Source organism: Natronomonas marina, from assembly GCF_024298905.1.
In the GTDB taxonomy this organism is placed as follows: Archaea; Halobacteriota; Halobacteria; order Halobacteriales; family Haloarculaceae; genus Natronomonas; species Natronomonas marina.
Genome location: NZ_CP101154.1, coordinates 1365104 through 1386932 on the forward strand (window position 1 = coordinate 1365104; position 21829 = coordinate 1386932).

The window sequence follows — 21829 nt, forward strand, 5'->3', positions numbered from 1 at the left end:
GGTACTCCTACAAACCCCTTTCGACGGTTCACGGCGGTTACGGCAGCAGGACCCGTTTTACGTCGTCGACGCCGGCCCGTCGAACGACGGCCCGGACTGGGTCCCGGACGCCGGCCAGGTTGTCGGAGTCGCCGTCCAGCACGACCAGTCGGGCCGGCCGTCCGGGTTCGACGACGCCGCAGTCCAGCCCCGCTATCTCGGCGCCGGCCGCCGTCGCCATCCGGAGCACCTCGGGGGCCTCGACGTCGAACAGTTTCGCCGCGAACTCCATCTCGCGGAACATCGAGGGACTGTTGAGGAAGACGTTGTCCGTCCCCAGCGCGACCGTCGTCCGCTCCGCGAGCGCCTCGACGGGCGGCAGGCCGACGCCGGTGACGAGGTTCGACCGCGGGCAGACGACGACCGGCGTGTCGCTGTCGGCGACCCGGTCGAGGTGCATCGACTCGGCGTGGACCATGTGGACGAGAAACGCCGGGTCCAGATCCAGCGCCGGGTCGATGTCGTCGGGACCGACCTCCCCGGCGTGGATGGCGAACGGCTTGCCGGCCTCCCGCGCGGCGACGCGTTCGGCCGTGAAGTCGTCGTCGTGGGCGCCGCTGGCGCCGAACCCGTCGGCAACCTCGAGGACGTCGACCGTCTCCCGACCGAAGACGACGGGTTCGACGTCCAGCCCCGCGGCGGCGTCGTCCAGCGCCTCGACGCCCTCGACGCCGCCCTCGCGGAACTCGAGGAAGGCGGCGGTCCCGGCCGACTCCATGAACGACAAAGAGCGGGCCATCGCTTCGACCTTCTCCTCGCGGCTGGTCTCCCGGAGCAGGCGGTGCTTCAGGCCGTCGGGGGGCCCGACCAGTTCCTCCAGCGTGAGACCGCGACCCGCCTCCTTGGCGATGGAGTCGCCGACGTGCGTGTGGGCGTTGACGAACGCCGGACAGACGATGTCGGTCGACTCGGTTTCGGTCTCCTCGACGGCCGCTATCTCGCCGTCCTCGACGACGACGCGGCCCTCCAGCGGCTCGTACTCCGGGCCGGCCAGCACGGTACCGGTGAGTTCCATGCCCGTCCCGAGGCGCTCCGGCCCCAAACGCGTTTACCTTCCAGCACGGCCTGGTCCGCTCCGGGTCCTGCGACGGCCCGGGCGGAGCCCGAACGACGACCGAACGGGTTCAGACGGCTCTCAAAACTCGTCCAGCGTCGTGTTGATGCCCTGCTGGACGTCGACGACCAGCGCATCGAGGTCGAGTCCGAGGACGTTCTCGGCGGCGCCGCCGACCCGATCTGTGAGAGGGTCGGGCGCGTAGACGCCGAGGCGCCACTGCTCGCGGCCCGCCCGCCGCAGCGCCTTCACGAGCGTCGACTGCGAGCCCAGTTTCCGCACCTCGCCGTTGACGACGACGCGGCTGGTCGATTCGCGCATCTTCGGCCGGGAGGGGACGTCGAGGATGACGTCGTCGGCGTCGACGCCGGCGTGGTCGGCGATGTCGCGCTCGAACTCCCGAACCGTCTCGTGGTCGGCGTCGACGATGTCGTCGGGCACGTCGGCCAACTCGGCCCACACCGCCCGCTTGTAGAGGTCGCGGGTGTCCAGCGCGCGGGCGAACTCGGCGGTGGCCGCACACTCCCGGAGCGCGACGGTCAAATCGCGGTCGTCCATCCGGCGGACCTCCTCGGCCGTCGCCGCCGACGCCTCCAGCAGCGTCTCGGTCGCCCGCCGCAGCATCGCCTTCGAGATGCGGGCGACGTGGTGGTTGTAGACGACGGGGTTCATCAGGCCGCGCGCCAAGAGCAGCGACTCGGCGGTCTGGACGTTGCCCTCCGCCAGCACGAGGTCGCCGCCCACGAACCGCAGCGCCCGGACGAACCGTCCGGTGTCGATGGTGCCGTAGGGGACGCCGGTGTGGTGGGCGTCCCGCACCAGGTAGTCCATGCGGTCGACGTCGAGTTCGCCGGAGACCAGTTGGCCGAGTTCGCCCTCGCCGGCGACGAGGCCGGCGACCCTGCCGGGGTCGATGTCGTGCAGCGCCAGGGCGCGTGCGACCTCGCCGCTCTCCAGCAGGTCGCCGACCTCGTCGTGCATCCTGCCGGTCCGGCGGGCGACCAGCCCCTCGATGTTGTGGCTGAACGGGCTGTGACCGATGTCGTGGAGGATGGCGGCGGCCCGGACCCGCTCGGCCTGCTGGCCTCCGATGCCGAGATGCTCCAGGGCCCGCGTCGCGAGGTGGTAGACGCCCAGCGAGTGCTCGAAGCGGGTGTGGTTGGCGCTGGGGTAGACGAGTTCGGCGGTGCCGAGTTGCTTGATGCGCCGGAGTCGCTGGACCGCCGGGGTGTCGAGCAGGTCCTCGGCGACCCCCTCGACCGCGATGTGGTCGTGAACGCTGTCCTTTATGGTCGCCATTGCCCCCGCGTTCGGCGGCCTCGAATAAAAACCGTCGCCGGAATCCCCGGACCGAGGGCGGCCGGTCGGAGGTCCCGGCGCCGACCCGGAGCCTCCGTTCACTCCCTGGCGATATCGACGCCGGTGAACTCGAAGCGTGCGCCGCCGTCTTCCCCGTCGACGATTTCGACGTTCCAGCCGTGCGCCTCCGCGATTCGCCTGACTATCGTCAGCCCGAACCCGGTGCCGTCCTCCGCCGACGAGTGGCCGGGTTCGAAGACCGTCTCCCTGTCGCCCTCCGGGATTCCCGGTCCGGTGTCCTCGACGTAGATGCCCCGGTCGCCGATGCGTCCGACGCGGACGGTCACGTCGGGTCCGCCGTGTTCGACGGCGTTCCGAAAGAGGTTCTCGAAGACGTTCTGGAGCCGGCTCCGGTCGCCGTGGATGGTGACCTCGTCCTCGATTTCGATGGTCGCCTCGTCCGTCGACACGCCCTTCCAGCACGACCCGACGATGTTGACGAGCGCTATCGGCTCGGTGTCCGCGACGACCTCGCCCTGTCTGGCGAGGGTGAGCGTGTCCGAGATGATCTCCGCCATCCGGTCGAGGGACTGCCTGATGGCTGGCAGGTGCTCGCTGTCGTACTCCTCGGCCAGAAGCTCCGTCCGTCCCTGCGCGACGGTGAGCGGGCTCCGCAGGTCGTGGGAGACGACGCTTGCGAACTCCTCGAGCCGTTCCGTCTGGTTTTCGAGCCGTCGTTCCCGCTCGACGCGCTCGGTGACGTTCCGCGTGATGCCGACGATTCGGGTCACCTCCCCGTCCGTGAGGACCGGTGCGAGGTTCGTCTGCCAGAACCGCGCGCCCGTCTCGACGGGGACCTCCTCCTGGTAGGTGATCGGCTCGCGGGCCACGGCGCACCGGTGATAGTTCGATTGCAGTTCTCCCCCGAGGTCCTCGCCGAACACCTCGACCGGGGTTCTCCCCTCCATGTCCTCGGCATCGATGCCGGTCTGTTCCTCGTAGGCCCTGTTTACGCGCTCGAACCGGAAGGTGTGGCCCGCCTCGGAGGACTCGACGTCGAGGAAGAAGATACCGTCCTCGACGGTCTCGAGGAGCGTCTCGTACTCCCTGGCGACCTCCTGGTATCGCCGTTCCTGTCGCTTCCGTTCGGAGATGTCGCGACTGCTCACGAGGATTCCGCCGATGTCCTCGTCGTCGAGCCGGTTCTTCAGCGTCGACTCGATCCAGCACCACGAACCGTCGGCGCGACGAAACCGTGTTTCGACTATCGTCGTCTCCTCGGGGTTCGTCGTGACTTCCGCTATCGCATCGGCGACGTTCTCCCGGTGGTCCGGATGCTGGAGTTCGAATCCGTCCTCGCCGACGAGTTCCTCGGGCTCGTAGCCGAGCGTCCGTCGGACCGACGGACTCATGTAGGTAATCGTCCCCTCGGCGTCGATGATCGTAGCTATGTCTGGCGATTCCTCGACTATCCCGCGGTACAACTCCTCCCCCATGCCGGTGCTACGTCTTCGGGCCGCTTAAGCGGACACGTTGGACACAGAGCGTGCCACCTCCTCCGGTCCGTTCGGGTCGAACGGCTCGGCGGACGGGTGATTGATACGCCTCCGCCGCCGGCACGCGACCCCCGACAGCGTCAGGCAACGCCCAGAACGTCCTCGGCGGCCGTCTCGACCGCTTCCAGCGCCGATTCGGGACAGTAGACGCCCAGGCACCACTGGGCGCGCCGGGCCCGCCGGAGGGCCGCGACCAGTTCGGAGGCTCCCTCGAGGCGCTGGACGACGTCGTCGACGACGACCCGGGTCCGGGACTCCTTCAGCGCCGGCCGCGGCGGGATGTCGACCAGCACCGACTGGCGGGCGACCCCGGCGGCGTCGGCGATCTCGCGGGCCGCCGCCCGCTCGTCGTCGCGGTCCATCCGGGTCACCGCCTCGGGAACGCGACCGAGGTCGGCCCACACCGCCCGCTTGTAGAGGTCGCGGCGCTCGAGGCGCTCGCCGAGGGCCGGCACCGACTCGTCGAGCGCGACCAGCAGGTCGTGGTCGGCCATCCGGCGGAACCGCTCGACGGAAACGTCGCCGTCGAGCAGTCGCTCGCAGGCCCGCTCCAGCATCGACCCCGCGATGCGGGAGACGTGGTGGCGGTAGACCGTCCCGTCCATCAGCGCCCGCGCCAGCAGCAGCGACTCGGCGGTCGGGACGTTGCCCTCCGCCAGCACGAGCCGGCCGTCCCGGTACCGCAGCGCTCGCAGCAGGCGGCCGTGGTCGATGGTGCCGTAGGGGACGCCGGTGTGGTGGGCATCCCGGACGAGGTAGTCCATGCGGTCGACGTCGAGTTCGCCGGAGACGAGTTGGCCGAGTTCGCCCTCGCCGGCCACGAGGTCGGCGACGCGGTCGGGGTCGAGTCCGTGCGATTCGAGGACACCGGCCAGCTCCGTCTCGTGGAGCAACTGCCCGATCTCGTCGTGGTCGCGGCCGGTCCGTCTCCGGATGACGTCCTCGGTCTGGTGGCCGTAGGGGCCGTGACCGACGTCGTGCAGGAGTGCGGCCGCCCGGACGTGGTCGGCGCGGTCGCCGTCGACCCCGAGGAACCGCAGCGCCTCGCGGGCCAGGTGATAGACGCCAAGCGAGTGCTCGAAGCGGGTGTGGGAAGCGGAGGGGTAGACCAGCCGGACCGTCGAGAGCTGCTTGATGTGCCGGAGTCGCTGGAGCGCCGGCGTGTCCACCAGGTCGGCGGCGACCGGCCCCAGCGGTATCCAGTCGTGGACGGAGTCCTTGATCGCGTTCATGCCGGCGCTTCGGCGGTCGACGGGAAAAACGGCCCGGGCTCCGGCCCGCCGGTAGCCGCTCGGTCCACCGCGACGATCCACTCTCTCGACGCGACCACCGGGACGAGTAGTTCGATTTAATAGCCGTCTGGGCCGATGGTTCGGCGTGCCCCTCCCTGTGTCCGTTCTGCGAGGTGGGGTAGTCGCCGTCGTCGCTACCAACCTCGTTCCGGTCGTCGGCGTCGTCGCTGCCGGGTGGCAGCCGGCAGTCGTCCTGCTGGTGTATCTCGCGGAGCTCGCTGCTATCTGTCTGTGGGCCGCCGTGCAGACGCTGTTCGCCCGAAAGCGCCCGAACAACTACCTCAGGCGAGCGGTAGCCGGCGACCGACGACGGTTCGAACTGGTCGGCCCGCTGCAGACGAAGCGCGGTGCGAGCGCGCTCCCCGGACCCCTCCCGCCCGTGTATCTGCGGAACGTGCCCACGTTTCTCGCCGCGGTCGTAATCGCGCCGCTGGTCGTCGGCATCGGGTTCGTTCTCGTCGCGCTCACCCGGCCGACTATCACGCGGTCGGTCGCGTCGTCGTTCCTGCTCGGCGGCGGCGCCGTGTTCGTCGGACGTTCGATAACAGTCTTGGGTCGGTTCTTCCGGGACGGTGGCTACCGGGACCACTCGGCCCGGTCGATCCTCCTGACGCCGTTCAGGTATCTCCTGGTCCTGGGTGTGCTCTTCGTCGTCTTTCTGGGTCTCGAATCGGGGATCGGTGGCGGACCGCTCGTCGATCCGCGCACTGCCGTCGTCGGGATCGCGGTGGCCAAACTGGGATACGACGTTCGGGCGCTTCGGATCGACCGGGACCCCGAACGCCGAAGCTGGACCGCGAAACTGTACGGCAGTCGGGCGACGGAAATCGAGCCGGAGCCGGTCCCCACGCCGACCACCTCGCCGAGCGCGCGCTTCTCGGCGGATCGATCGGCCGCAGTCGCCGACGCCCTCCGTGCGGGTCTGCGATACGTCTGCTGGAACGGCGCCCCGACGGCGATGGTGGCTTTGCTCGTCGGCATCGGTCTCATCGCCGGTAACCGCGGCATCGTTCTCGCCGCCGTGGGCCTGGCCGTCCTGCTGGGTGGCGTCCGGTCGGTGACGCGGTATCTCCGCTACGGGACGGTCGAGTACCACTGTTATACCGATCGGCTCGTCGCGTTCGATCGGCTCCTCGGGGAGCCGCAGGCGAAAATGGCGACCGACGCAGTGACCGACGTAACCGTCGGACACGACCGGATCGACACCCGCCTCGGAACCGAGACGCTCGATTTCGAGGTGATCGACCCGCCCGAACCGCCGGAGACGAAGCTGTTCGTCCCGGACCCGGAGGAGGTCGAGACCGGCGATATCGCCGATCGGGACGTTCCGCTGACGCTCCGCCACGTACGTGACGCCGAGGCAGTACTCGACTGTCTCGGCCTCTCCGAGGGCACGTAGCGGCCGTCAGGTCCGAAACAGTAGTCGCTCGAAGAGTTCGAGGATGTCCGAATCGGTCGGTTCCGCGCCGTAGAGCCTGAGCGGTCCGACACCCGAATAACCGTGTTCGCCGGAGTCGTCCCGTTCCCAGTAGAGCCAGCCGGTCTCCTCGTGGCCGTCGAATCCAGCCTCCCCAACCGGGAACTCCAGGCGGAGGGCCTCCCGCTGTTCCCCGTGGCCGTCGTCGACCTCGGTCACCTCGCCGTCCTCGAGGGGACGGGCGCCGGCGCCGTCGGCCAGGGCGTGGCGGGAGCCGAACCGGTAACGGACCGCCCGCTCGGTCGGGTCGAACGTCGTCCGTTCGCCGTCGCCGTCCAGGAAGGTCGTCGGATAGACGGCGACCGGCACGGTCTCGTGTCGCTGCAGGTCGATGAAGGTCTCTGCGTTCGCCGGCTGAATCCCGATGTCCAGTTGTGTCGGGAAGTGCGCCGAGGCGACGCCGCCCAGCGCCGGTAGTCCGACCGTCGCGGCCGCGACTCCCAGCGATCCCTTGATCACGCTTCGACGCGAGCGGCTTGGACCCGTGCTCTCGTCGGCCGAGGGCTGCAGGTTCGTGTTCATGCGTCGACGTGTACGGCGACCGATCGGAGTAAGTGGGTTCTGGTACGTTCGACGAATGACATGTATATCCAGGTGACAGGATAGCCCTGCCGGGGCTCCCCCGGACGGGTGCCCGGTGTCGGCGTCCCCCTCGTCAGATTCAAACCCGTCGGCGCGAAACCCCGTCCATGGTCACGTTCCTCGCCGGCGGGACGGGGACGCCGAAGCTCCTCTACGGGGGGGAGTCGGTCTTCGCCCCGGCGGAGACGCCCGTCGTCTGCAACACCGGCGACGACGTCGAGATGGGCGGGCTGTTCGTCTCTCCAGACGTCGATACGGTGCTGTTCTCCGAGGCCGACCGGCTGGACCGCGAGCGGTGGTGGGGCATCGAGGGGGACACGACGGAGACGCACGACGCCGTCCACGCGCTGGCCGACGCCGCCGATCTCGAATCGGGACCGCGCTATCTGCCAGACGACGCCCAGACCGCGGGCCGCGACATCGCCCGCTGGCGGCGCTTCTCGGGCGTGGCGGAGTTCATGGAACTGGGCGACCGCGACCGCGCCGTCCACGTCACCCGGACGGGGCTGCTCGACGAGGGCCAGACGCTGACCGAGGCGACCCGGACGCTGGCCGACGCCCTCGGCGTCGAGCGGCCCGTCCTGCCGATGAGCGACGACCCCGTGGCGACCATCGTCCACACCGACGAGGGGCCGATGCACTTCCAGGCGTTCTGGGTCCACCGCCGCGCCGAACCCGCCATTGAGGGCGTCGAGTTCCGCGGCGTCGAGCGCGCGAGTCCGACCGACGCGGTGCTGACCGCGCTGGAAGAGCCGGTCGTGATCGGGCCCTCCAACCCCGTCACGAGCCTCGGGCCGATGCTCGGGATGGACGCCTTTCGGGACGCCCTCGAGACGACGACGGTCGTCGCCGTCTCGCCGTTCGTCGAGGACCGCGTCTTCTCCGGGCCGGCCGCGAAGCTGATGGCGGCGACCGACCGCGAGGCCTCGACGGCCGGCGTCGCCGCGTCGTACCCCTTCGCGGACGCGTTCGTCCTCGATGCGGCCGACGGCACCGACCTCGACCGACCGGTCGTCCGGACCGACACCGAACTGGGGCGCCGCGAGGACGGGCGTCGCGTCTGTCGGGCGGTCCGGGAGGCCCTCGTTCGGGCCGGTGCGGAGGTGCCGTGAGGATGTTCGCCCCGCGACTCGCGGTAGCGTCGCTGTCCGGCGAAGCCGGCGCGGAGTGGGCCACGCGCGCCGCGCCGTACGTCGGGTGTGCCTTCCTCGGCGGCATCGCAATCGACGGAGCAACCCGGAACGCGGCCCGCGAGATGGTCGCCCGCGACCGCGAGGAGTTCCTGCCGCCCGACCCCGTCGCCTTCGTCGACGCCCAGTTCGCGGCCCTGGAGTCGGTCGACGTCCGGCCGGCGGTCAACGTCCGGAGCCGGACGCTTCCGCCCATCTCCGAGGTCGGGGCCGTCTGTGCGGCCCGCGGTGCGGTGCTGGAGATCAACGCACACTGCCGGCAGGACGAAATGTGTGCGGCCGGCGCGGGCCAGCGCCTCCTCCGGGAACCGGAGCGGCTCTGCGAGCAGGTCGAGGCGGCCGCCGAGAGCGGTGCGGCCGTCAGCGTCAAGGTCCGCACCGAGGTCGACGGTGTCGACCTGCCGGCGCTGGCCGGTCGCCTCGATTCGGCGGGGGCCGACGCCCTCCACGTCGACGCCATGGACAGCGAGGGCGTCGTCGGCGAGGTCGTCGAGGCCGCGCCCGGCGCCTTCGTCGTCGCCAACAACGGCGTCCGGGACCGCGAGACGGCCGTCGAGTACCTCGAGTTCGGCGCCGACGCCGTCTCGGTCGGCCGCCCCTCCGACGACCCGGCGGTCCTCGACCGGGTCGAGCGGGCGGTCTCGGAGTGGTTCGCCCGGGAGGAGGCGGTCACGGATGCGTGACGCCGCCGAGAACGGGCAGTTGGCCCTGCTCTTGGAGGTGACCGGCACGCCGAAACCGGGCAACGTCGACCGGCACCGCGACTACGAGGGGTTGCGGTTCGAACACTTCGCCGCGGGCGCGGTCGGCGCGCTTTCGGGGCTCCGGCTGGCCGCCGAGGGCGCACCCGTCGGTCGGGCCTTCGAGCGCGCCGTCGCCGGCATGAGCCAGCAGTCCGGCGGCAACACCCAGTTCGGCGCGCTGTTGCTGCTGACGCCGCTGGTGGCGGCCGCCGGGACCGACCGCCTCTCGCCGGAGGGGGTCACCGAACTCGTCGAGGCGACGACCGTCGAGGACGCCTGCGATTTCTACCGGGCCTTCGACCACGTCGACGTGGCGGTCGAGGCCCCGCCCGATGACCTCGACGCCCTCGACGTCCGCCGGGGAAGCGACGCCACCGACGCGCTCGAGGCGCGGGGGACGACGCTGTACGACGTGATGGAACTGTCGGCCGACCGGGACGGCGTCGCCGCCGAGTGGACGAACGGGTTAGCCCGGAGCTTCGAGGCCGCCGAGTGGCTCCTGGCCGACGAGGGACCGGTCTACCGTCGCGCCTCGCGGGTCTTCCTGCGACTGCTGGCCGACGAGGAGGACACCTTCGTCGTCACGCGGAACGGTCCCGAGGCGGCCGCCGAGGCGACCCGGCGGGCGCGGGCGGTGCTGGACGGCGAGGAGGACGCCGAGGCGCTGGCCGAGGAGTTCGTCGCCCGCGACATCAACCCCGGAACGACCGCGGACCTGACGGCGGCGGCGCTGTTCGTCGCCCTCCAGCGGGGGCTGGAGGTGTAATCGTGACGGACGGCTGGCCCGTCGAGTTGCGCGGCGTCACGGAATCGGTCGTGACGACGCTCGGCCCGAACGACCGCTGGAACGTCGCCGCCCTGGGGCTGTTCGCGGGCGACCCCGTCACCGCCCGGACCTGGGGCCGGACCCGGACCCGGCGGAACTTCCGCGAGCGCGGCGGCGGCTACGTCCAGTTCACCCGCGATCCCGTCGAGTTCGTCGACGCAGCCTGCTCGGTCCGTGAACGGGACGACCCCGTCCTCGACGGCGCCGACGCCTGGGTGCGCGTCGACGTCGAGGCCACGGCCGAGGGCACCGAGGGCGGGACCGGCTGGGTGGACTGGGAACTGACGGCCGTCGAGTCGGCCGTCGAGCGCCGGGTCGTCCCGACGACGAACCGGGGGTACAACGCCGTCGTCGAGGCCACCGTCGCGGCTTCGCGGCTCGACGTGCCCGGCTACGACGCCGAGGAACTCCGCGAGCGGATCGCCTACTTCGCGGACGTGGCCGAGCGCTGTGGCGGCGAACGGGAACGGGAGGCGTTCCGACGACTCCGGGAGCACGCCGACCTGTAGCCGAATCCCGGGGCGACCGGCCTTTCGAACCTTTTTTCAGGGCCACTCCAGTAGAGACGGGTACCAATGGCCATCAAGCCCGCCTACGTCAAGAAGACCGCGAAACTCCTCATGGAACGGTATCCGGACGCCTTCGGCGACGACTTCGAGCACAACAAGGAGCTGGTCACGGAGCTGACGAACGTCGAGTCGAAGGGCGTCCGGAACCGAATCGCCGGCTACATCACCCGCAAGCAGCGCCCAGTCCAGCCTGCCTGACCGGATTTCTGCGCTCGTTCTCGACGACGCCGCAGCCTCGCCGCAACCGAACACCGCCGTCGGCCACGCCTGCACCATTCACAACCGTTTTCCACCGGCTCGCCGTACCCGGGGACAATGTCAACTCGCGTAGCCGTCCTGGGCGCGACCGGCGCCGTCGGACAGCGACTCATCCAGCTCCTCGACCCGCACCCGGACTTCGAGATCGCGGCGCTGACCGCCTCCTCGAACAGTGCCGGCCGACCCTACCGGGAGGCCGCCAAGTGGCGCGTCGACACGCCGATTCCCGAGGGGGTCGCCGACGTCACCGTCACCGAGACCGACCCCGGTGCCGTCCCCGAGGACGTCGACCTGTGTTTCTCGTCGCTACCCTCCAGCGTCGGCGCGGCGGTCGAACCCGGGTTCGTCGAGGCCGGCTACGTCGTCTCCTCGAACTCCTCGAACGCCCGGATGGACGACGACGTCCCGCTGACCATCCCGGAGGTCAATCCCGACCACCTCGGCCTCATCGAGGTCCAGCGCGAGGAGCGTGGCTGGGACGGCGCCCTCGTGAAGAACCCCAACTGCTCGACGATAACGATGGTGCCGACGCTGGCCGCGCTCGACGGGTTCGGTGTCGAGCGGGTCAACGTCTCGACGCTGCAGGCCGTCTCCGGGGCCGGCTACTCCGGCGTCACATCGATGGAGATACTCGACAACGTGCTGCCCCACATCGGCGGCGAGACCGAGAAGATGGAGACCGAGTCCCGGAAGCTACTGGGCACCTTCGACGGGGCCGAGGTCCACGACCACGGCGCCGAGGTCTCGGCGTCCTGCAACCGGGTGCCGACCCTGGACGGCCACCTCGAGAACGTCTGGGCTGACCTGGCCGACGACCCCACGCCCGAGGAGGTCGCGGCCGCAATGGGGGAGTTCCCGAGCCTCGATCTACACTCCTCGCCGGACCCGCTCATCGAGGTGTTCGAGGCGCCGGACCGCCCACAGCCGCGGATGGACCGGATGCTGGGCGACGGGATGGCCGTCGCGGCGGGCGGCATCGAGTCGACGCCGAACGGCGTTCAGTACAACTGTCTCGCGCACAACACCATCCGCGGGGCCGCCGGCGCGAGCGTCCTCAACGGCGAGTTGCTGCTCGAAGAAGGCTACATCTGAGGCGTGTCCGAGGGTTCAAGTACCGGAACGGGACCACCGGTCGTGTGCGCTGAGCGACGCCGGCGGTCCGCCGAGGCGGGTGCGCGGCAGACGGACCGTCGACTGCGTGGCGTGCCGCCTGCTCGCCATACCACCAGCGGCGCGTGCCACACCACAAGCCACGTATGTACCGACGCGAACCTGGGCGTATGCGCGAACATCTCCTCGGCCGGCGCCCCAGGTTCACGGCCTACGTTGCGGGTTTGGCCGTCGGGCTGTCGCTACTCGCCGTCGGCGTCGAGGCGGCCCGCGTTCGGCTCGTCGGCCCGCTGTCGCCCGCCGTCTTCGCGGGCTACGCCGGGATCGGCCTCCTCGGGGGACTCCTCCTTGCGTACGTGGTCGCCTACCTCAACGGGAGCCTCGTCGCCGCCTGGACGACGGGGACGATTCCCGCTGCCGGACGGTTCGGTGCGAGGGTCATCGAAGGGTCGGTCCCCGACGTGTTCGCCGGCGCTGTCGGGACCGCTGGCGTCGGGTTCCTGGTCGGCGGACTCGGCTTCCTCGCCGCCACGGAGAAGCATCGCCGGGACGCCCGCACGGCCGAGTTGCCGCCGCCACCGTCGCAGGCGTCGTCGCTCGGACTCGTCGTCGCCTCCCTCGTCGTCGGTGCCGGCTGTCTCGCGGTAGCGATGCTCATCTGAGCGGTACGAGCGCCGACCCCCGTCGCGGAGCCGCCGCGCCACCTCGCTCAGGGCCGGTCCGCCGGTAGCACGAACACCGGCTTGTCGACGTTGGTGAGGACCTCCCTGGTGGTCGAACCGATGGTCGAGATACCACCGCCTCTGGCCGGTCCCATGATTATCTCCTCGATTTCGTTCTCCCGGACGAACGCGACGATCTCCCGCCCCGGCGTCCCCGACCGGCGGATGGTCCGTACCTCTCCCACGTCGGCGAGGCTGACCTGTGCGGTGTCCAGTGCGGCCTGGCTGTCGTCGCGCTCGTCGGGGACGTCCACGGTCAGCACGTAGACCGAATCGTCGTCGTCGAGCTTCTCGTTGAGGTACTCGCAGGCCGCCTCGGTCGTCGCGGCCGAGGCCGTCGCCACGAGATACCGGGTCATCGTCTCGCCATTGGCGACCTGTGGTTAATCGCTTTCGGCCGGGACTGCCAGGTTCCTGAGCGGTCGGTCGTCGGCGAGCCGACGGACGTTGTCCGCGACGATGTCGGCGAGCCGTTCGTAGTATTCGGGGGTCGCACCCGCGGTGTGTGGCGTCACGACCACGTCGTCAAGGCCCCAGATGGGGTGGTCGTCCGGTAGCGGTTCCGGGTCGGTGACGTCCAGCACCGCCCCGCCGAGCCGTCCACGCCGGAGCGTCCGGACGAGTGCGTCGGTGTCGACCACGGCCCCGCGAGCGACGTTGACGAGGACGGCCTCCGGGGGTAAAGTGCCGAACTCGCGGTCCCCGACGAGTCCGCGCGTGTCCTCGGTCAGCGGACAACAGAGGACGAGAAAGTCCGTGCGTGCGAGCGCGTCGTGGAACTCCTCGGGCCCGAACACCTCGTCGGTCGGCCCGCCTTCGGAGGGGTGCCGTCGAACGCCGAGCGTCGTCACGTCGAACGGCTCCAGCCGTTCGGCTATCGCCGTTCCGATGGCACCGAGGCCGACCACCGTGACGGTCGACCCGGCGAGCTCTCCGGGGTCGACGGGCTGCCATCGGTCGGCGCGTGCGGCCTCGTGGAACCGCCGCGAAAACGACAGGATAGCACCGACGGCGTGTTCGGCGGCGTTCGGCGCGTGGACGCCCGTCGCGCTCGTCACGGCGATGTCGGCCTCCGCCAGTTCGTCCACCGGGAGGTGTCCGTAACCGGCGTACGCGCAGGCGAACAGCCGGATTTCCTCTGCGTCCTCCAGTAGCGAGGCGTCGATCCGTGGCCCGGTGACCACGTCGGCGGTGCGGACGTGTTCGCGCTCCTCGGCCGGCGTGCGGGCGTGGACGACCGTGTGTTCGGGGAGTCGTTCCCGCAAAGCGTCGGCGTATTCCGCCGTGGGAAGTCTGTGGACTCCGTCCCGCAAGACGAGCAGTTCCATGTCCGCCCTTCGATGCGGGGGCTATTCAACCGTCGTGTGTGTGGCACTCTCACGCCACCGGGCTGGCGCCGATCAGGGCAGCCCCGTGGCCGGGCCGAACCGCGGCCCTTACGGACGACGCTACCGACCGTCCGGTATGACGAGTCGTCGGCAGTGGGCTGCCCTGAGTCTCGCGACCTTCACGCGGTTCGCCGGCGCCATCCTCATGGGGACGGCGCTGGCGGTCGTCGTCGAGTCGCGGACCTCGGCCTTCGCGGCCGGCGTGGTCGGCACGGCCTACTACGCCGGGCTGATGTTCCTCTCACCGTTCTGGGGCGCACTCGCCGACATCACCGGCCGTCGGCGTCTGGTGTTGCTCGTGACGGGTATCGGCGGCGTGCTGGCGGCGCTGCCGCTTGTCGTCGCCGACACGGTCCCGGTCGCCGTCGGGTCTCGGGGGCTGTACGCCGCCTTCCTCGCCGGGTTCGCGCCGGTCGCGCTCGCCATCGCCAGCCACCACGGCGGAACCACGGGCCGTGGTCGCTCCATCGGCATCTTCAACAGCGCCCGCTCCGGCGGGTTCGCGGTCGGCTACGTCGTCGCGGGCGGGCTACTCGAGTACGTCACCCCTGTCGACATCTACTGGGCCGTCGCGGGGCTGACCTTCCTCTCGACGGTCGCGGTCGTCGCCGTCGCCGACCCGACGCCGACGCCCGACAGCGAGCCGACCGTCCGGGAGGTGCTGGCGGAGACCCGCCGGCGGCTGTTTCCGGCGCCCGACGACCGAGGTCACCTCACGACGAACGGTCTGCTGTGGCTCTACGTCGCCGTCGCGCTCCGCAACGTGGCGGTACTCGGCATCATGGCCATCATGGCGCCGTTCCTTGTTTCGGTCGTCGGCGTCACGCAACTCCTCATGGGCGTGTTGCTCGCTTTCAACCACGGTTCGCAGGTCGTTTTCATGTACGCCCTCGGCGTCGTCGCCGACCGGGTCGGCCGCAAGCCGCTCGTCGTCGTCGGGATGGTCGGCAGCGCCATCTTCGCGGTGATGGCCGCCGGCCTCACGGTCGCCCCACCGGGGCCGCTCCGCCTCGGCTTCGGCGTCGCCACCTTCGTCGTGCTCGGGGGCTCGTTCTCGGCGATGACCATCGGCGGCCTGGCGTTCATAAGCGACGTGGCGCCGGCCGACCGCGAGTCGGAGCTGATGGGCATCCGGGAGACGGCCAAGGGCGTCGGCGGTGTCGTGGGACCGGCGGCCGTTGGCGGGCTGGCGACGCTGACCAGCTACGAACTCGCCTTCGCGGCCGCGAGTCTCGTCGGGTTCCTCGCGGCGGGGCTGGTCGCGTGGGGGCTCGTCGAGACCTACGACACCGAGCGGATGCGGGTCGTCATCGAGGGGTGAGCGTCACTCACTCGCCGACGAAGTCGGGCTCGTCGCCGCCGCCGAAGGCCGCGTGGCCGCGCGCGAAGTCCTCGCTGTTCGTCAGCTCGGAGATGGCCTCCGCCTCGGCGCCGAGGTGGCCGTCCAGCGAGTTGTCGAAGCTCTCGACGAGGAGCCGTTTGGTCGCGGCGTAGGCTCGCGTCGGCCCGTCTGCCAGCCGCTCGGCCTCCGCGGTGAGTCGCTCGTCGAGGGCGTCGTCGTCGACGACTTCGGTCGCCAGGCCCATCTCGACGGCCGCCTCGGCGTCGACCGGCTCGTCGCGGAAGGTCAGCTCCTGGGCGCGCCGGAGGCCGACCAGTCGGGGCAAGAGGTACGTCGACCCGCCGTCGCCCGATAGCCCGATCCGCGGGTAGGCGAACTCGAAGCGGGCCGACTCGGCGACGAGTACGATGTCGCCACAGATCGCGGGTCCGAGCCCGCCGCCGGCGGCGACGCCGTTGACACCCGTGACGACCGGCTTCGGCGCGCGCACGAGCTGGCTCACGAACTCGTGGAGGTCGGCGGTGAGCGAACGCAACCGAGGTTCGTCGCTGCCGTCGCCCGCAAGCGCGGTCAGATCCGCGCCGCTGTTGAAGACTGGGCCGTTGGCTGTGACCGCGATGCACCGCACGTCGTCGTCGCTGGCCAGTTTCTGGGCCGCTGTGGCGATCTCCTCGGCCATCCGCTCGTTCAGCGCGTTGTGCGCGTCGGGCCGATCGAAGGCGAGTCGAGCGACGGAACCCTCCCGACGCACGTCGATGGTACGGTAATCGGACATAGCTCCGGCGACGTGGCGGGAGCTATTAAGCCCGGGTGACTCGGACGATCACTCGCCGTCGTCGAAGCGGCGCTCGACGCTCTCGGCGTGGGCCTCCAGCCCCTCCGCGCGGGCCAGCGTCGTCACCGTCTCCCGGAGGTCAGCCAGCGCCCCGGCGTCGAGTCGCTGGACCGTACTCGACCGGAGGAAGTGGTCCACCGAGAGGCCGCCGGCGACCCGTGCCAGCCCGCCCGTCGGCAGGACGTGGTTCGGGCCGCTGGCGTAGTCGCCGGCGGCGACCGGCGAGTGCGCGCCAAGGAAGACGCTGCCCGCCGAGTCGATGCGGTCCAGGACGGCCTCGTCGTCGTCGGTGACGATGGAGAGGTGCTCTGCGGCGTACTCCTCGGCGAACAGGACGGCCTCCGAAATCGAGCGCGCGAGGAAGACGCCGGAGGCGTCCTGATCGAGCGCCGCCCGGATGATGTCCTCCCGTTCTCGCTTTCCCGCCTGGCGGTCGCAGGCGTCGGCGACCGCCTCGGCGGTCGCCTCGTCGTCGGTGACGCAGGCGACGGCCGCGTTCGTGTCGTGTTCGGCCTGGGCGACCATGTCGGCGGCGACGAGTTCGGGGTCGGCGGTGTCGTCACAGACGACGAGCAACTCCGACGGTCCGGCCAGGAAGTCGATCTCCACGTCGCCGCGGACCGCCGCCTTCGCCGCGGTGACCCAGCGGTTGCCGGGGCCGACCACCTTCTGGACCGCCGAGACCGTCTCGGTGCCGTAGGCGAGCGCCGCGACCGCCTGGGCACCGCCGACCTGGTAGACGGCGTCGGCGCCCGCGACGTGGATGGCCGCGAGCGTTGCCTCGTTCAACTCCTCGGCTGGCGGCGTGGCGACGGCGACGTGGTCGACGCCCGCGACCTTCGCCGGGACGACGCCCATCAGCGCACTGGAGGGGTACGCCGCGGTCCCGCCGGGCGCGTAGACGCCGACCCGCTCCAGCGGGCGGAACCGGCGACCGAGTTCTCGCCCGTCGAAGCGCTCGCGCCAGTCGTCGGGGACCTGCCGCTCGTGGAAGGCGCGGACGTTCTCGGCGGCCGTCTCGATGGCCTCTCGAACGTCGTCGTCGACGGTCCCGTACGCCCGCTCGGCCTCGTCGGTGATGTCGAGGTTGCCGACCTCGACGTCGTCGAACTCGCTGGCGAAGTCCCGGAGCGCGACGTCGCCCTCGGTGCGGACCCGGTCGACGATGTCCGCGACGTCCTCGCGGACCGCGCCGACGCCGGCGTCCCGCTCGAACAGCGCGGCCCGCTCGTCGGGCGTGAGGTCCGCGACGGTGCTGACGTTCATGTCTCGGGTGTCGGTCGCGTCGACAAAAGCGGTTTCCATCGGCGACACGCTCATCCCCCGGCGCGGCCTGGTCGCCGTATGGACGACTCCGACGCCGACGAGGTCCGCGTGTGGCTCGTCGAGCGGACGTACGGCGACGACGAACTCAACCTCGTCATCATCACGTACGCGACGCTCGACGGCGAACGGTACTTCCGGAAGGAGCGGGCCCTGACGAGTTTCACCGGCCCGGCCCGCGAGACGACGGCGGCCCTCGACGTTGACCCCGGTGACCTCGGCCGGACGCCCGAGAGCGACCGGGAGTACTACGCCGACGCCGCCCGGCGGACGGCCGAGCGGCACGCGCCCGACGACGCCATCTGAACGGGTCTCGGGACACGACATCCGGGGGGACCTCCGACGGAAAACCATATGCCCGGGGGACGCCTTGCTTCGAACGATGCTGAGCGCCGTCATGGAGGATTACATCAAGGCGATATACTCCATTCAGGACGAGGGCGACGAGCGAGTGGCCACCTCGGAACTGGCCGACTACCTGGACGTGACCTCCCCGACGGTTTCGAGCATGCTGAACAAACTCGAGGAGCGCGGCCTCATCGACCGCGAGGAGTACCGCGGCGTCACCCTCACCGAGGAGGGCGAGGTCGTCGCCCTCGAGATTCTGCGGCACCACCGACTCTTGGAGGCGTTTCTGACGGAACATCTCGACTACGACTGGGCCGACGTCCACGAGGAGGCCGACCGCCTCGAACACCACGTCTCCGAGGAACTCACCGAGCGCATCGCGGAGACGCTGGACAACCCCGGCGTCGACCCGCACGGCGACCCGATCCCGGACGCCGACCTGGAGTTGCCGGACTCGGGGTCGACGGCGCGGCTCTCGATGGCCGAGGAGGGCGACCGCGTGGTCGTCCAGCGCATCCGCCACCAGGGCGACGAGGAGCTACGCTACCTCTCGAAGGCGGGCATCGAACCCGGCGTCGAACTGGAGGTGCTGGAGATAGCGCCGTTCGGTCTGGTGACCGTCGAGACGCCGGCCGGCGAACAGGGCCTGCCCGAGGAGATAGCCGGTATCATCGAGACGGCGCCAGCGACCGAAGCCGAGGCCTGAGCAGCCACCAGACGGCCAGTACCGCCACCACCGCACAGCCCCCGAGGAAGAACGCGACCACGGGGTCGACTGCGGCCGCGGCGTCGGCGGCGCTCTGGGCGGGCGCGTCGGCCGTCCGCATTCCGACGTCGTCGGTCGTCTCCGGCCCGGACGAGGGTGCCAGCCAGTCGGTCACGACCGAGAAGACGGCCGTCGCCAGTCCGACGACGAGGGCGAGTCCGAAGAGACTCTTCAGCCGTTCGCGCAGCCGCGACCCGTCGCCCTCCTCGCCGGCGAAGAGCACGACGGCCTCGCTCGCGGGCGCGTAGACGGTCACCTCGTTGCCCTTCTCCGAGTAGCCGGTGCCGGCCGGTTCGATGAGGCCCGCGCTCTCGAGGTTGTCGAGGTGGTAGTGGACGTTCTGCAGGGAGGTGCCGACCTCCTCGCGTATCTCGGCGGGCGTCCGGGGCTCCTCGTAGGTGGCGCCGAGGACGTGGCGGGCGGTGTCGGAGCCGAGCGCGTCGAATGCGGCGTCGGCGTCCTCCCCGTCGATGTCGAGGACGCGCGGTTCGTCGGGCGACGGCGACACGTCCAGACGGCTCGGTAACAGACTCATTACCCGTCGGTAGCGGGCCCCACACGATAGCCGTTGTGTAATGTGAAACGCCGGTTTTACTCTTCGAGCGGGCGGACGCCGGTGACGGCCAGCACCGACTGCCCGGTGAGGAAGACGACGAGCACGCCGGCGGTCAGCATCGTCGGCGCCGAGAGGAGCCGCGCCGTATCCGCCGACACGACCAGCCGCGACAGCCCCATGAGCACGAAGCTGAAGAGTACCAGCCCCAGCGCGAGCACGGCGAGTTTGCCGAAGGTGTTTCGTCGCATCAGCCGTCGCTGGTCGCTCCGTCCCCCGCGAATAAAAGCGTGTTTCCGGGACCGACTAGATGTAGTCCTGGTCCTCGAGGCCGTTCATGATGTCGTCGACGAGGTCGTCGACGTCCTCGTAGGGGAACTCCTGCTCCCCGCCGGCCTTGGTGTTGAGCTCCATCGCGGTCATCGAGAAGTCACCCGACTCGAACGTCGTGCCGGGACCCTGCGGCAGCGCCGGGACCAGGTCCATCGGGCTGTTGACGGGGTAGTCGGCGCCTTCGAACGCTTCGGTGAACTGCTCGCGGAGGTCTTCTTTGTCGACCATTGCATGCAAAGGTGAAACACACACCCAATTGAATGTTGTGCTACGCATCGCCGGCCACGTCGTTCCGCGATTCCATCCCCCGTTCTGCCGCGGTATCGCCGTCGGACCGACGCGCGAGGACGGTCGGCGTCCTCCCCGGGACGGCAGCGAGACGGCACCGGGCTACTGCCGGGCGGGAATCGGCGCCCACCTTGATGTGACTGCGCGACGAATCTCTACGCCAGATGTTCGACGATATCCTCGTCCCGACCGACGACAGCGAGTCCGCACGGGCGGCCGTCGACTACGCCGAGAACCTGGCCTCCCGATTCGACGCGAGGGTACACGCGCTGTGTGTCGTCGATTCCAGGTCCCTGGAGAACGCCCCACGGTACGACCAACTCAAAGCGGACCGCACGGAACTGGTCGAGCGAACCTGCGAGGAACTCGCCGAGGGTATCGCGGCCGAATCGGCTGTCAGGACCGACGTTCCCCACGAGGCGATCCTGCAGTACGCGACCGAACACGGAATCGATCTGGTCGTGATGGGCACCCACGGGCGGACCGGCGTCGAACGGTATCTCCTCGGCAGCGTCACCGAGAAGGTCGTCCGACTGTCGGACGTGCCGGTCCTGACGGTGAAGGCGACGGACGACGGCGGGGTCACGTACCCCTACGACGACGTCCTGGTGCCGACCGACGGCAGCGCGGGCGCGGAGGCGGCCGTCGCCCCGGCCGTCGCCGTCGCCAGCGCGTACGGCGCCCGCGTGCACGCACTCTCGGTCATCGACACGATGTCGATGGGCGTGGACGTTCGTTCCAGCGCCATCCTCGACGCGCTCGAGGAGTCGGCACGGGCGGCGGTGGAACTCGTCGACGAGCGCGCGACCGAGGCGTCCGTTCCCGGCGTCGAAACCGCGATAGAGCACGGAAGCCCCTATCGAGCGATCCGCTCCTACGTCGAGGACCACGGCGTGGACCTGGTCGTGATGGGCACCCACGGCCGGAGCGGTATCGAGCGGTACCTCCTCGGCAGCGTCGCTGAGAAGACGGTTCGGACGTCGCCGGTCCCCGTGATGACGGTTCGGCAATCGGAGTGAGTCGACAGCCAGGGGCGCGGCCGTCGGAACCTTTCAACGAACCCACATCACCGGCACCGGCGACGTTCGGACGATCTTCGCGCTCACGCCGCCCATCACGTAGCGGCTGAAATCGGTCTCTCCCTGCGTCCCGAGGACGGCGAGGTCGATGGCGTTGGCCTCGCTGTAGCGCCGTATCTCCTTCGAGGGCACGCCGAACTCGACGGCGCTCTCGACGGCGTCGAGCGATTCGGCCCGCGCCGCTTCGACCGCTCCGGCCACGATCTCGTCGGCCCGTTCCGTGAGTGCCGCTTCGTCCAGGACGGCGCGGGCGTCGGGTCCGAGTCGCCCCGTCTCGACGACGTGCAGCAGGTGCAGCGTCGCCCCGGTCGCCCTCGTCACCGCGATGGCTTCCGACAGCGCGCGCTCGGCGCCCGCGCTGCCGTCGGTCGGCACGAGGACGTTCGCCGGCGGGTACCGCAGCGGGCGCTCCCGGTCGGGGTTGACCGCGACGACCGGCACGTCGGCGGTGTTGATGACGCGCTCGGTGACGCTGCCGAGCAGGAACCGCTTCAGGCCGTGTCGGCCGTGGGTCGGCATCACGACCAACTCGACGCCGGAGGCGTCGCCGTACTCGACGATAGCGGCCGACGGGTCGCCCTCCCGCACCGCAGAGACGACGGAGACGCCGCCCTCTCTCGCACGACTGGCGGCATCGTCGACGATCTCCTGGGCTGCCAGTCTCGGCGCGTCCATCGCCTCCTCACCGGCCCGTCCGACGTCCTCCCGACTCGCGTCCGCGACGCTGAGGACGTGGAGCGTCGCCCCGTGTTCCGACGCCACGTCGACGGCGTACTCGAGGACTGACCCCGCCGGCTCACTCCCGTCGGTGGGAAAGAGGATGCTGTCGTACATGCGGAGCACGGGCGAACGGGGCC

25 protein-coding genes are annotated in these 21829 nt (G+C 70.3%); 12 read left to right on the forward strand and 13 right to left on the reverse strand.

Going from position 1 to position 21829, the window contains the following annotated elements:
* Positions 1–37: 37 nt before the first annotated feature.
* From NLF94_RS07385 to NLF94_RS07400, 4 genes are all read right to left on the reverse strand, one after another.
* Positions 38–1054, reverse strand: coding sequence for an amidohydrolase family protein (locus tag NLF94_RS07385; protein WP_254840823.1), 1017 nt, complete (start codon positions 1052–1054; stop codon positions 38–40).
* 120 nt (positions 1055–1174) lie between these two features.
* The gene (locus NLF94_RS07390) at positions 1175–2392 is read right to left on the reverse strand and encodes an HD domain-containing protein (protein ID WP_254840824.1); all 1218 of its coding nucleotides are present in this window, start codon (positions 2390–2392) and stop codon (positions 1175–1177) included.
* 98 nt (positions 2393–2490) lie between these two features.
* Entirely contained in the window at positions 2491–3888 is a 1398-nt protein-coding gene (locus tag NLF94_RS07395; RefSeq protein WP_254840825.1) for a PAS domain S-box protein, read from the reverse strand.
* A 140-nt stretch (positions 3889–4028) separates the two neighbouring features.
* The gene (locus NLF94_RS07400; RefSeq protein ID WP_254840826.1) at positions 4029–5180 is read right to left on the reverse strand and encodes an HD domain-containing protein; all 1152 of its coding nucleotides are present in this window, start codon (positions 5178–5180) and stop codon (positions 4029–4031) included.
* Between the two features lie 145 nt (positions 5181–5325).
* Between NLF94_RS07400 and NLF94_RS07405 the strand changes: the two genes are divergently transcribed.
* Positions 5326–6639, forward strand: a complete 1314-nt coding sequence (locus NLF94_RS07405; protein WP_254840827.1) for a DUF6498-containing protein — start codon at positions 5326–5328, stop codon at positions 6637–6639.
* 6 nt (positions 6640–6645) lie between these two features.
* Here the strand turns inward: NLF94_RS07405 and NLF94_RS07410 are convergent, their stop codons facing one another.
* The gene (locus NLF94_RS07410; protein WP_254840828.1) at positions 6646–7239 is read right to left on the reverse strand and encodes a twin-arginine translocation signal domain-containing protein; all 594 of its coding nucleotides are present in this window, start codon (positions 7237–7239) and stop codon (positions 6646–6648) included.
* A 167-nt stretch (positions 7240–7406) separates the two neighbouring features.
* Between NLF94_RS07410 and cofD the strand changes: the two genes are divergently transcribed.
* From cofD to NLF94_RS07445, 7 genes are all read left to right on the forward strand, one after another.
* On the forward strand, positions 7407–8411 hold the full coding sequence (gene cofD, locus NLF94_RS07415) for a 2-phospho-L-lactate transferase (RefSeq protein WP_254840829.1): 1005 nt from the start codon (positions 7407–7409) through the stop codon (positions 8409–8411).
* Between the two features lie 2 nt (positions 8412–8413).
* Entirely contained in the window at positions 8414–9172 is a 759-nt protein-coding gene (locus NLF94_RS07420; RefSeq protein WP_254840830.1) for a tRNA-dihydrouridine synthase, read from the forward strand.
* Positions 9165–9998 (forward strand): triphosphoribosyl-dephospho-CoA synthase, encoded by an 834-nt coding sequence (locus NLF94_RS07425; protein WP_254840831.1) that lies wholly within the window; start codon positions 9165–9167, stop codon positions 9996–9998. The genes NLF94_RS07420 and NLF94_RS07425 overlap by 8 nt, the downstream gene beginning before the upstream one ends.
* Before the next feature lie 2 nt (positions 9999–10000).
* The gene (locus tag NLF94_RS07430; protein ID WP_254840832.1) at positions 10001–10567 is read left to right on the forward strand and encodes a DUF447 domain-containing protein; all 567 of its coding nucleotides are present in this window, start codon (positions 10001–10003) and stop codon (positions 10565–10567) included.
* A gap of 66 nt (positions 10568–10633) precedes the next feature.
* A complete protein-coding gene (locus NLF94_RS07435) occupies positions 10634–10825 on the forward strand; it encodes a 30S ribosomal protein S17e (protein WP_254840833.1) in 192 nt (63 codons plus the stop codon).
* A 117-nt stretch (positions 10826–10942) separates the two neighbouring features.
* The gene (asd, locus tag NLF94_RS07440; RefSeq protein ID WP_254840834.1) at positions 10943–11977 is read left to right on the forward strand and encodes an aspartate-semialdehyde dehydrogenase; all 1035 of its coding nucleotides are present in this window, start codon (positions 10943–10945) and stop codon (positions 11975–11977) included.
* Between the two features lie 188 nt (positions 11978–12165).
* A complete protein-coding gene (locus NLF94_RS07445) occupies positions 12166–12657 on the forward strand; it encodes a hypothetical protein (RefSeq protein ID WP_254840835.1) in 492 nt (163 codons plus the stop codon).
* Between the two features lie 47 nt (positions 12658–12704).
* Here NLF94_RS07445 and NLF94_RS07450 read toward each other — a convergent pair whose 3' ends face one another.
* Together NLF94_RS07450 and NLF94_RS07455 are read right to left on the reverse strand one after the other, a co-directional pair.
* A complete protein-coding gene (locus NLF94_RS07450; RefSeq protein WP_254840836.1) occupies positions 12705–13076 on the reverse strand; it encodes a universal stress protein in 372 nt (123 codons plus the stop codon).
* 24 nt (positions 13077–13100) lie between these two features.
* Positions 13101–14045: a D-2-hydroxyacid dehydrogenase gene (locus tag NLF94_RS07455; protein WP_254840837.1), complete on the reverse strand. Its 945-nt coding sequence runs from the start codon at positions 14043–14045 to the stop codon at positions 13101–13103.
* Positions 14046–14181: 136 nt separating this feature from the next.
* On the opposite strand from NLF94_RS07455, the gene NLF94_RS07460 reads away from it, so the two are divergent.
* Positions 14182–15426 (forward strand): MFS transporter, encoded by a 1245-nt coding sequence (locus NLF94_RS07460; RefSeq protein ID WP_254840838.1) that lies wholly within the window; start codon positions 14182–14184, stop codon positions 15424–15426.
* A 7-nt stretch (positions 15427–15433) separates the two neighbouring features.
* Here the strand turns inward: NLF94_RS07460 and NLF94_RS07465 are convergent, their stop codons facing one another.
* Positions 15434–16222 (reverse strand): enoyl-CoA hydratase/isomerase family protein, encoded by a 789-nt coding sequence (locus tag NLF94_RS07465; RefSeq protein ID WP_254840839.1) that lies wholly within the window; start codon positions 16220–16222, stop codon positions 15434–15436.
* A 48-nt stretch (positions 16223–16270) separates the two neighbouring features.
* Positions 16271–17548, reverse strand: coding sequence for a histidinol dehydrogenase (gene hisD, locus NLF94_RS07470; protein WP_254840840.1), 1278 nt, complete (start codon positions 17546–17548; stop codon positions 16271–16273).
* Between the two features lie 78 nt (positions 17549–17626).
* Here hisD and NLF94_RS07475 point away from each other — a divergent pair, with 78 nt between their 5' ends.
* Entirely contained in the window at positions 17627–17911 is a 285-nt protein-coding gene (locus NLF94_RS07475; RefSeq protein WP_254840841.1) for a DUF7967 family protein, read from the forward strand.
* Between the two features lie 76 nt (positions 17912–17987).
* Positions 17988–18659 carry a metal-dependent transcriptional regulator gene (locus tag NLF94_RS07480; protein ID WP_254840842.1) on the forward strand — a complete coding sequence of 224 codons (672 nt, stop codon included), beginning with the start codon at positions 17988–17990 and terminating at the stop codon, positions 18657–18659.
* Here NLF94_RS07480 and NLF94_RS07485 read toward each other — a convergent pair.
* From NLF94_RS07485 to NLF94_RS07495, 3 genes are read right to left on the reverse strand one after another with little or no spacing between them, the layout of a single operon-like run.
* Positions 18622–19254, reverse strand: coding sequence for an ArsR/SmtB family transcription factor (locus NLF94_RS07485; RefSeq protein ID WP_254840843.1), 633 nt, complete (start codon positions 19252–19254; stop codon positions 18622–18624). The genes NLF94_RS07480 and NLF94_RS07485 overlap by 38 nt on opposite strands.
* A gap of 56 nt (positions 19255–19310) precedes the next feature.
* The gene (locus NLF94_RS07490; RefSeq protein WP_254840844.1) at positions 19311–19523 is read right to left on the reverse strand and encodes a hypothetical protein; all 213 of its coding nucleotides are present in this window, start codon (positions 19521–19523) and stop codon (positions 19311–19313) included.
* A 55-nt stretch (positions 19524–19578) separates the two neighbouring features.
* On the reverse strand, positions 19579–19833 hold the full coding sequence (locus NLF94_RS07495; protein ID WP_254840845.1) for an MTH865 family protein: 255 nt from the start codon (positions 19831–19833) through the stop codon (positions 19579–19581).
* 224 nt (positions 19834–20057) lie between these two features.
* Here NLF94_RS07495 and NLF94_RS07500 point away from each other — a divergent pair, with 224 nt between their 5' ends.
* A complete protein-coding gene (locus tag NLF94_RS07500) occupies positions 20058–20912 on the forward strand; it encodes a universal stress protein (RefSeq protein WP_254840846.1) in 855 nt (284 codons plus the stop codon).
* A 33-nt stretch (positions 20913–20945) separates the two neighbouring features.
* Here the strand turns inward: NLF94_RS07500 and NLF94_RS07505 are convergent, their stop codons facing one another.
* A complete protein-coding gene (locus NLF94_RS07505) occupies positions 20946–21806 on the reverse strand; it encodes a universal stress protein (RefSeq protein ID WP_254840847.1) in 861 nt (286 codons plus the stop codon).
* Positions 21807–21829 lie beyond the last annotated feature (23 nt).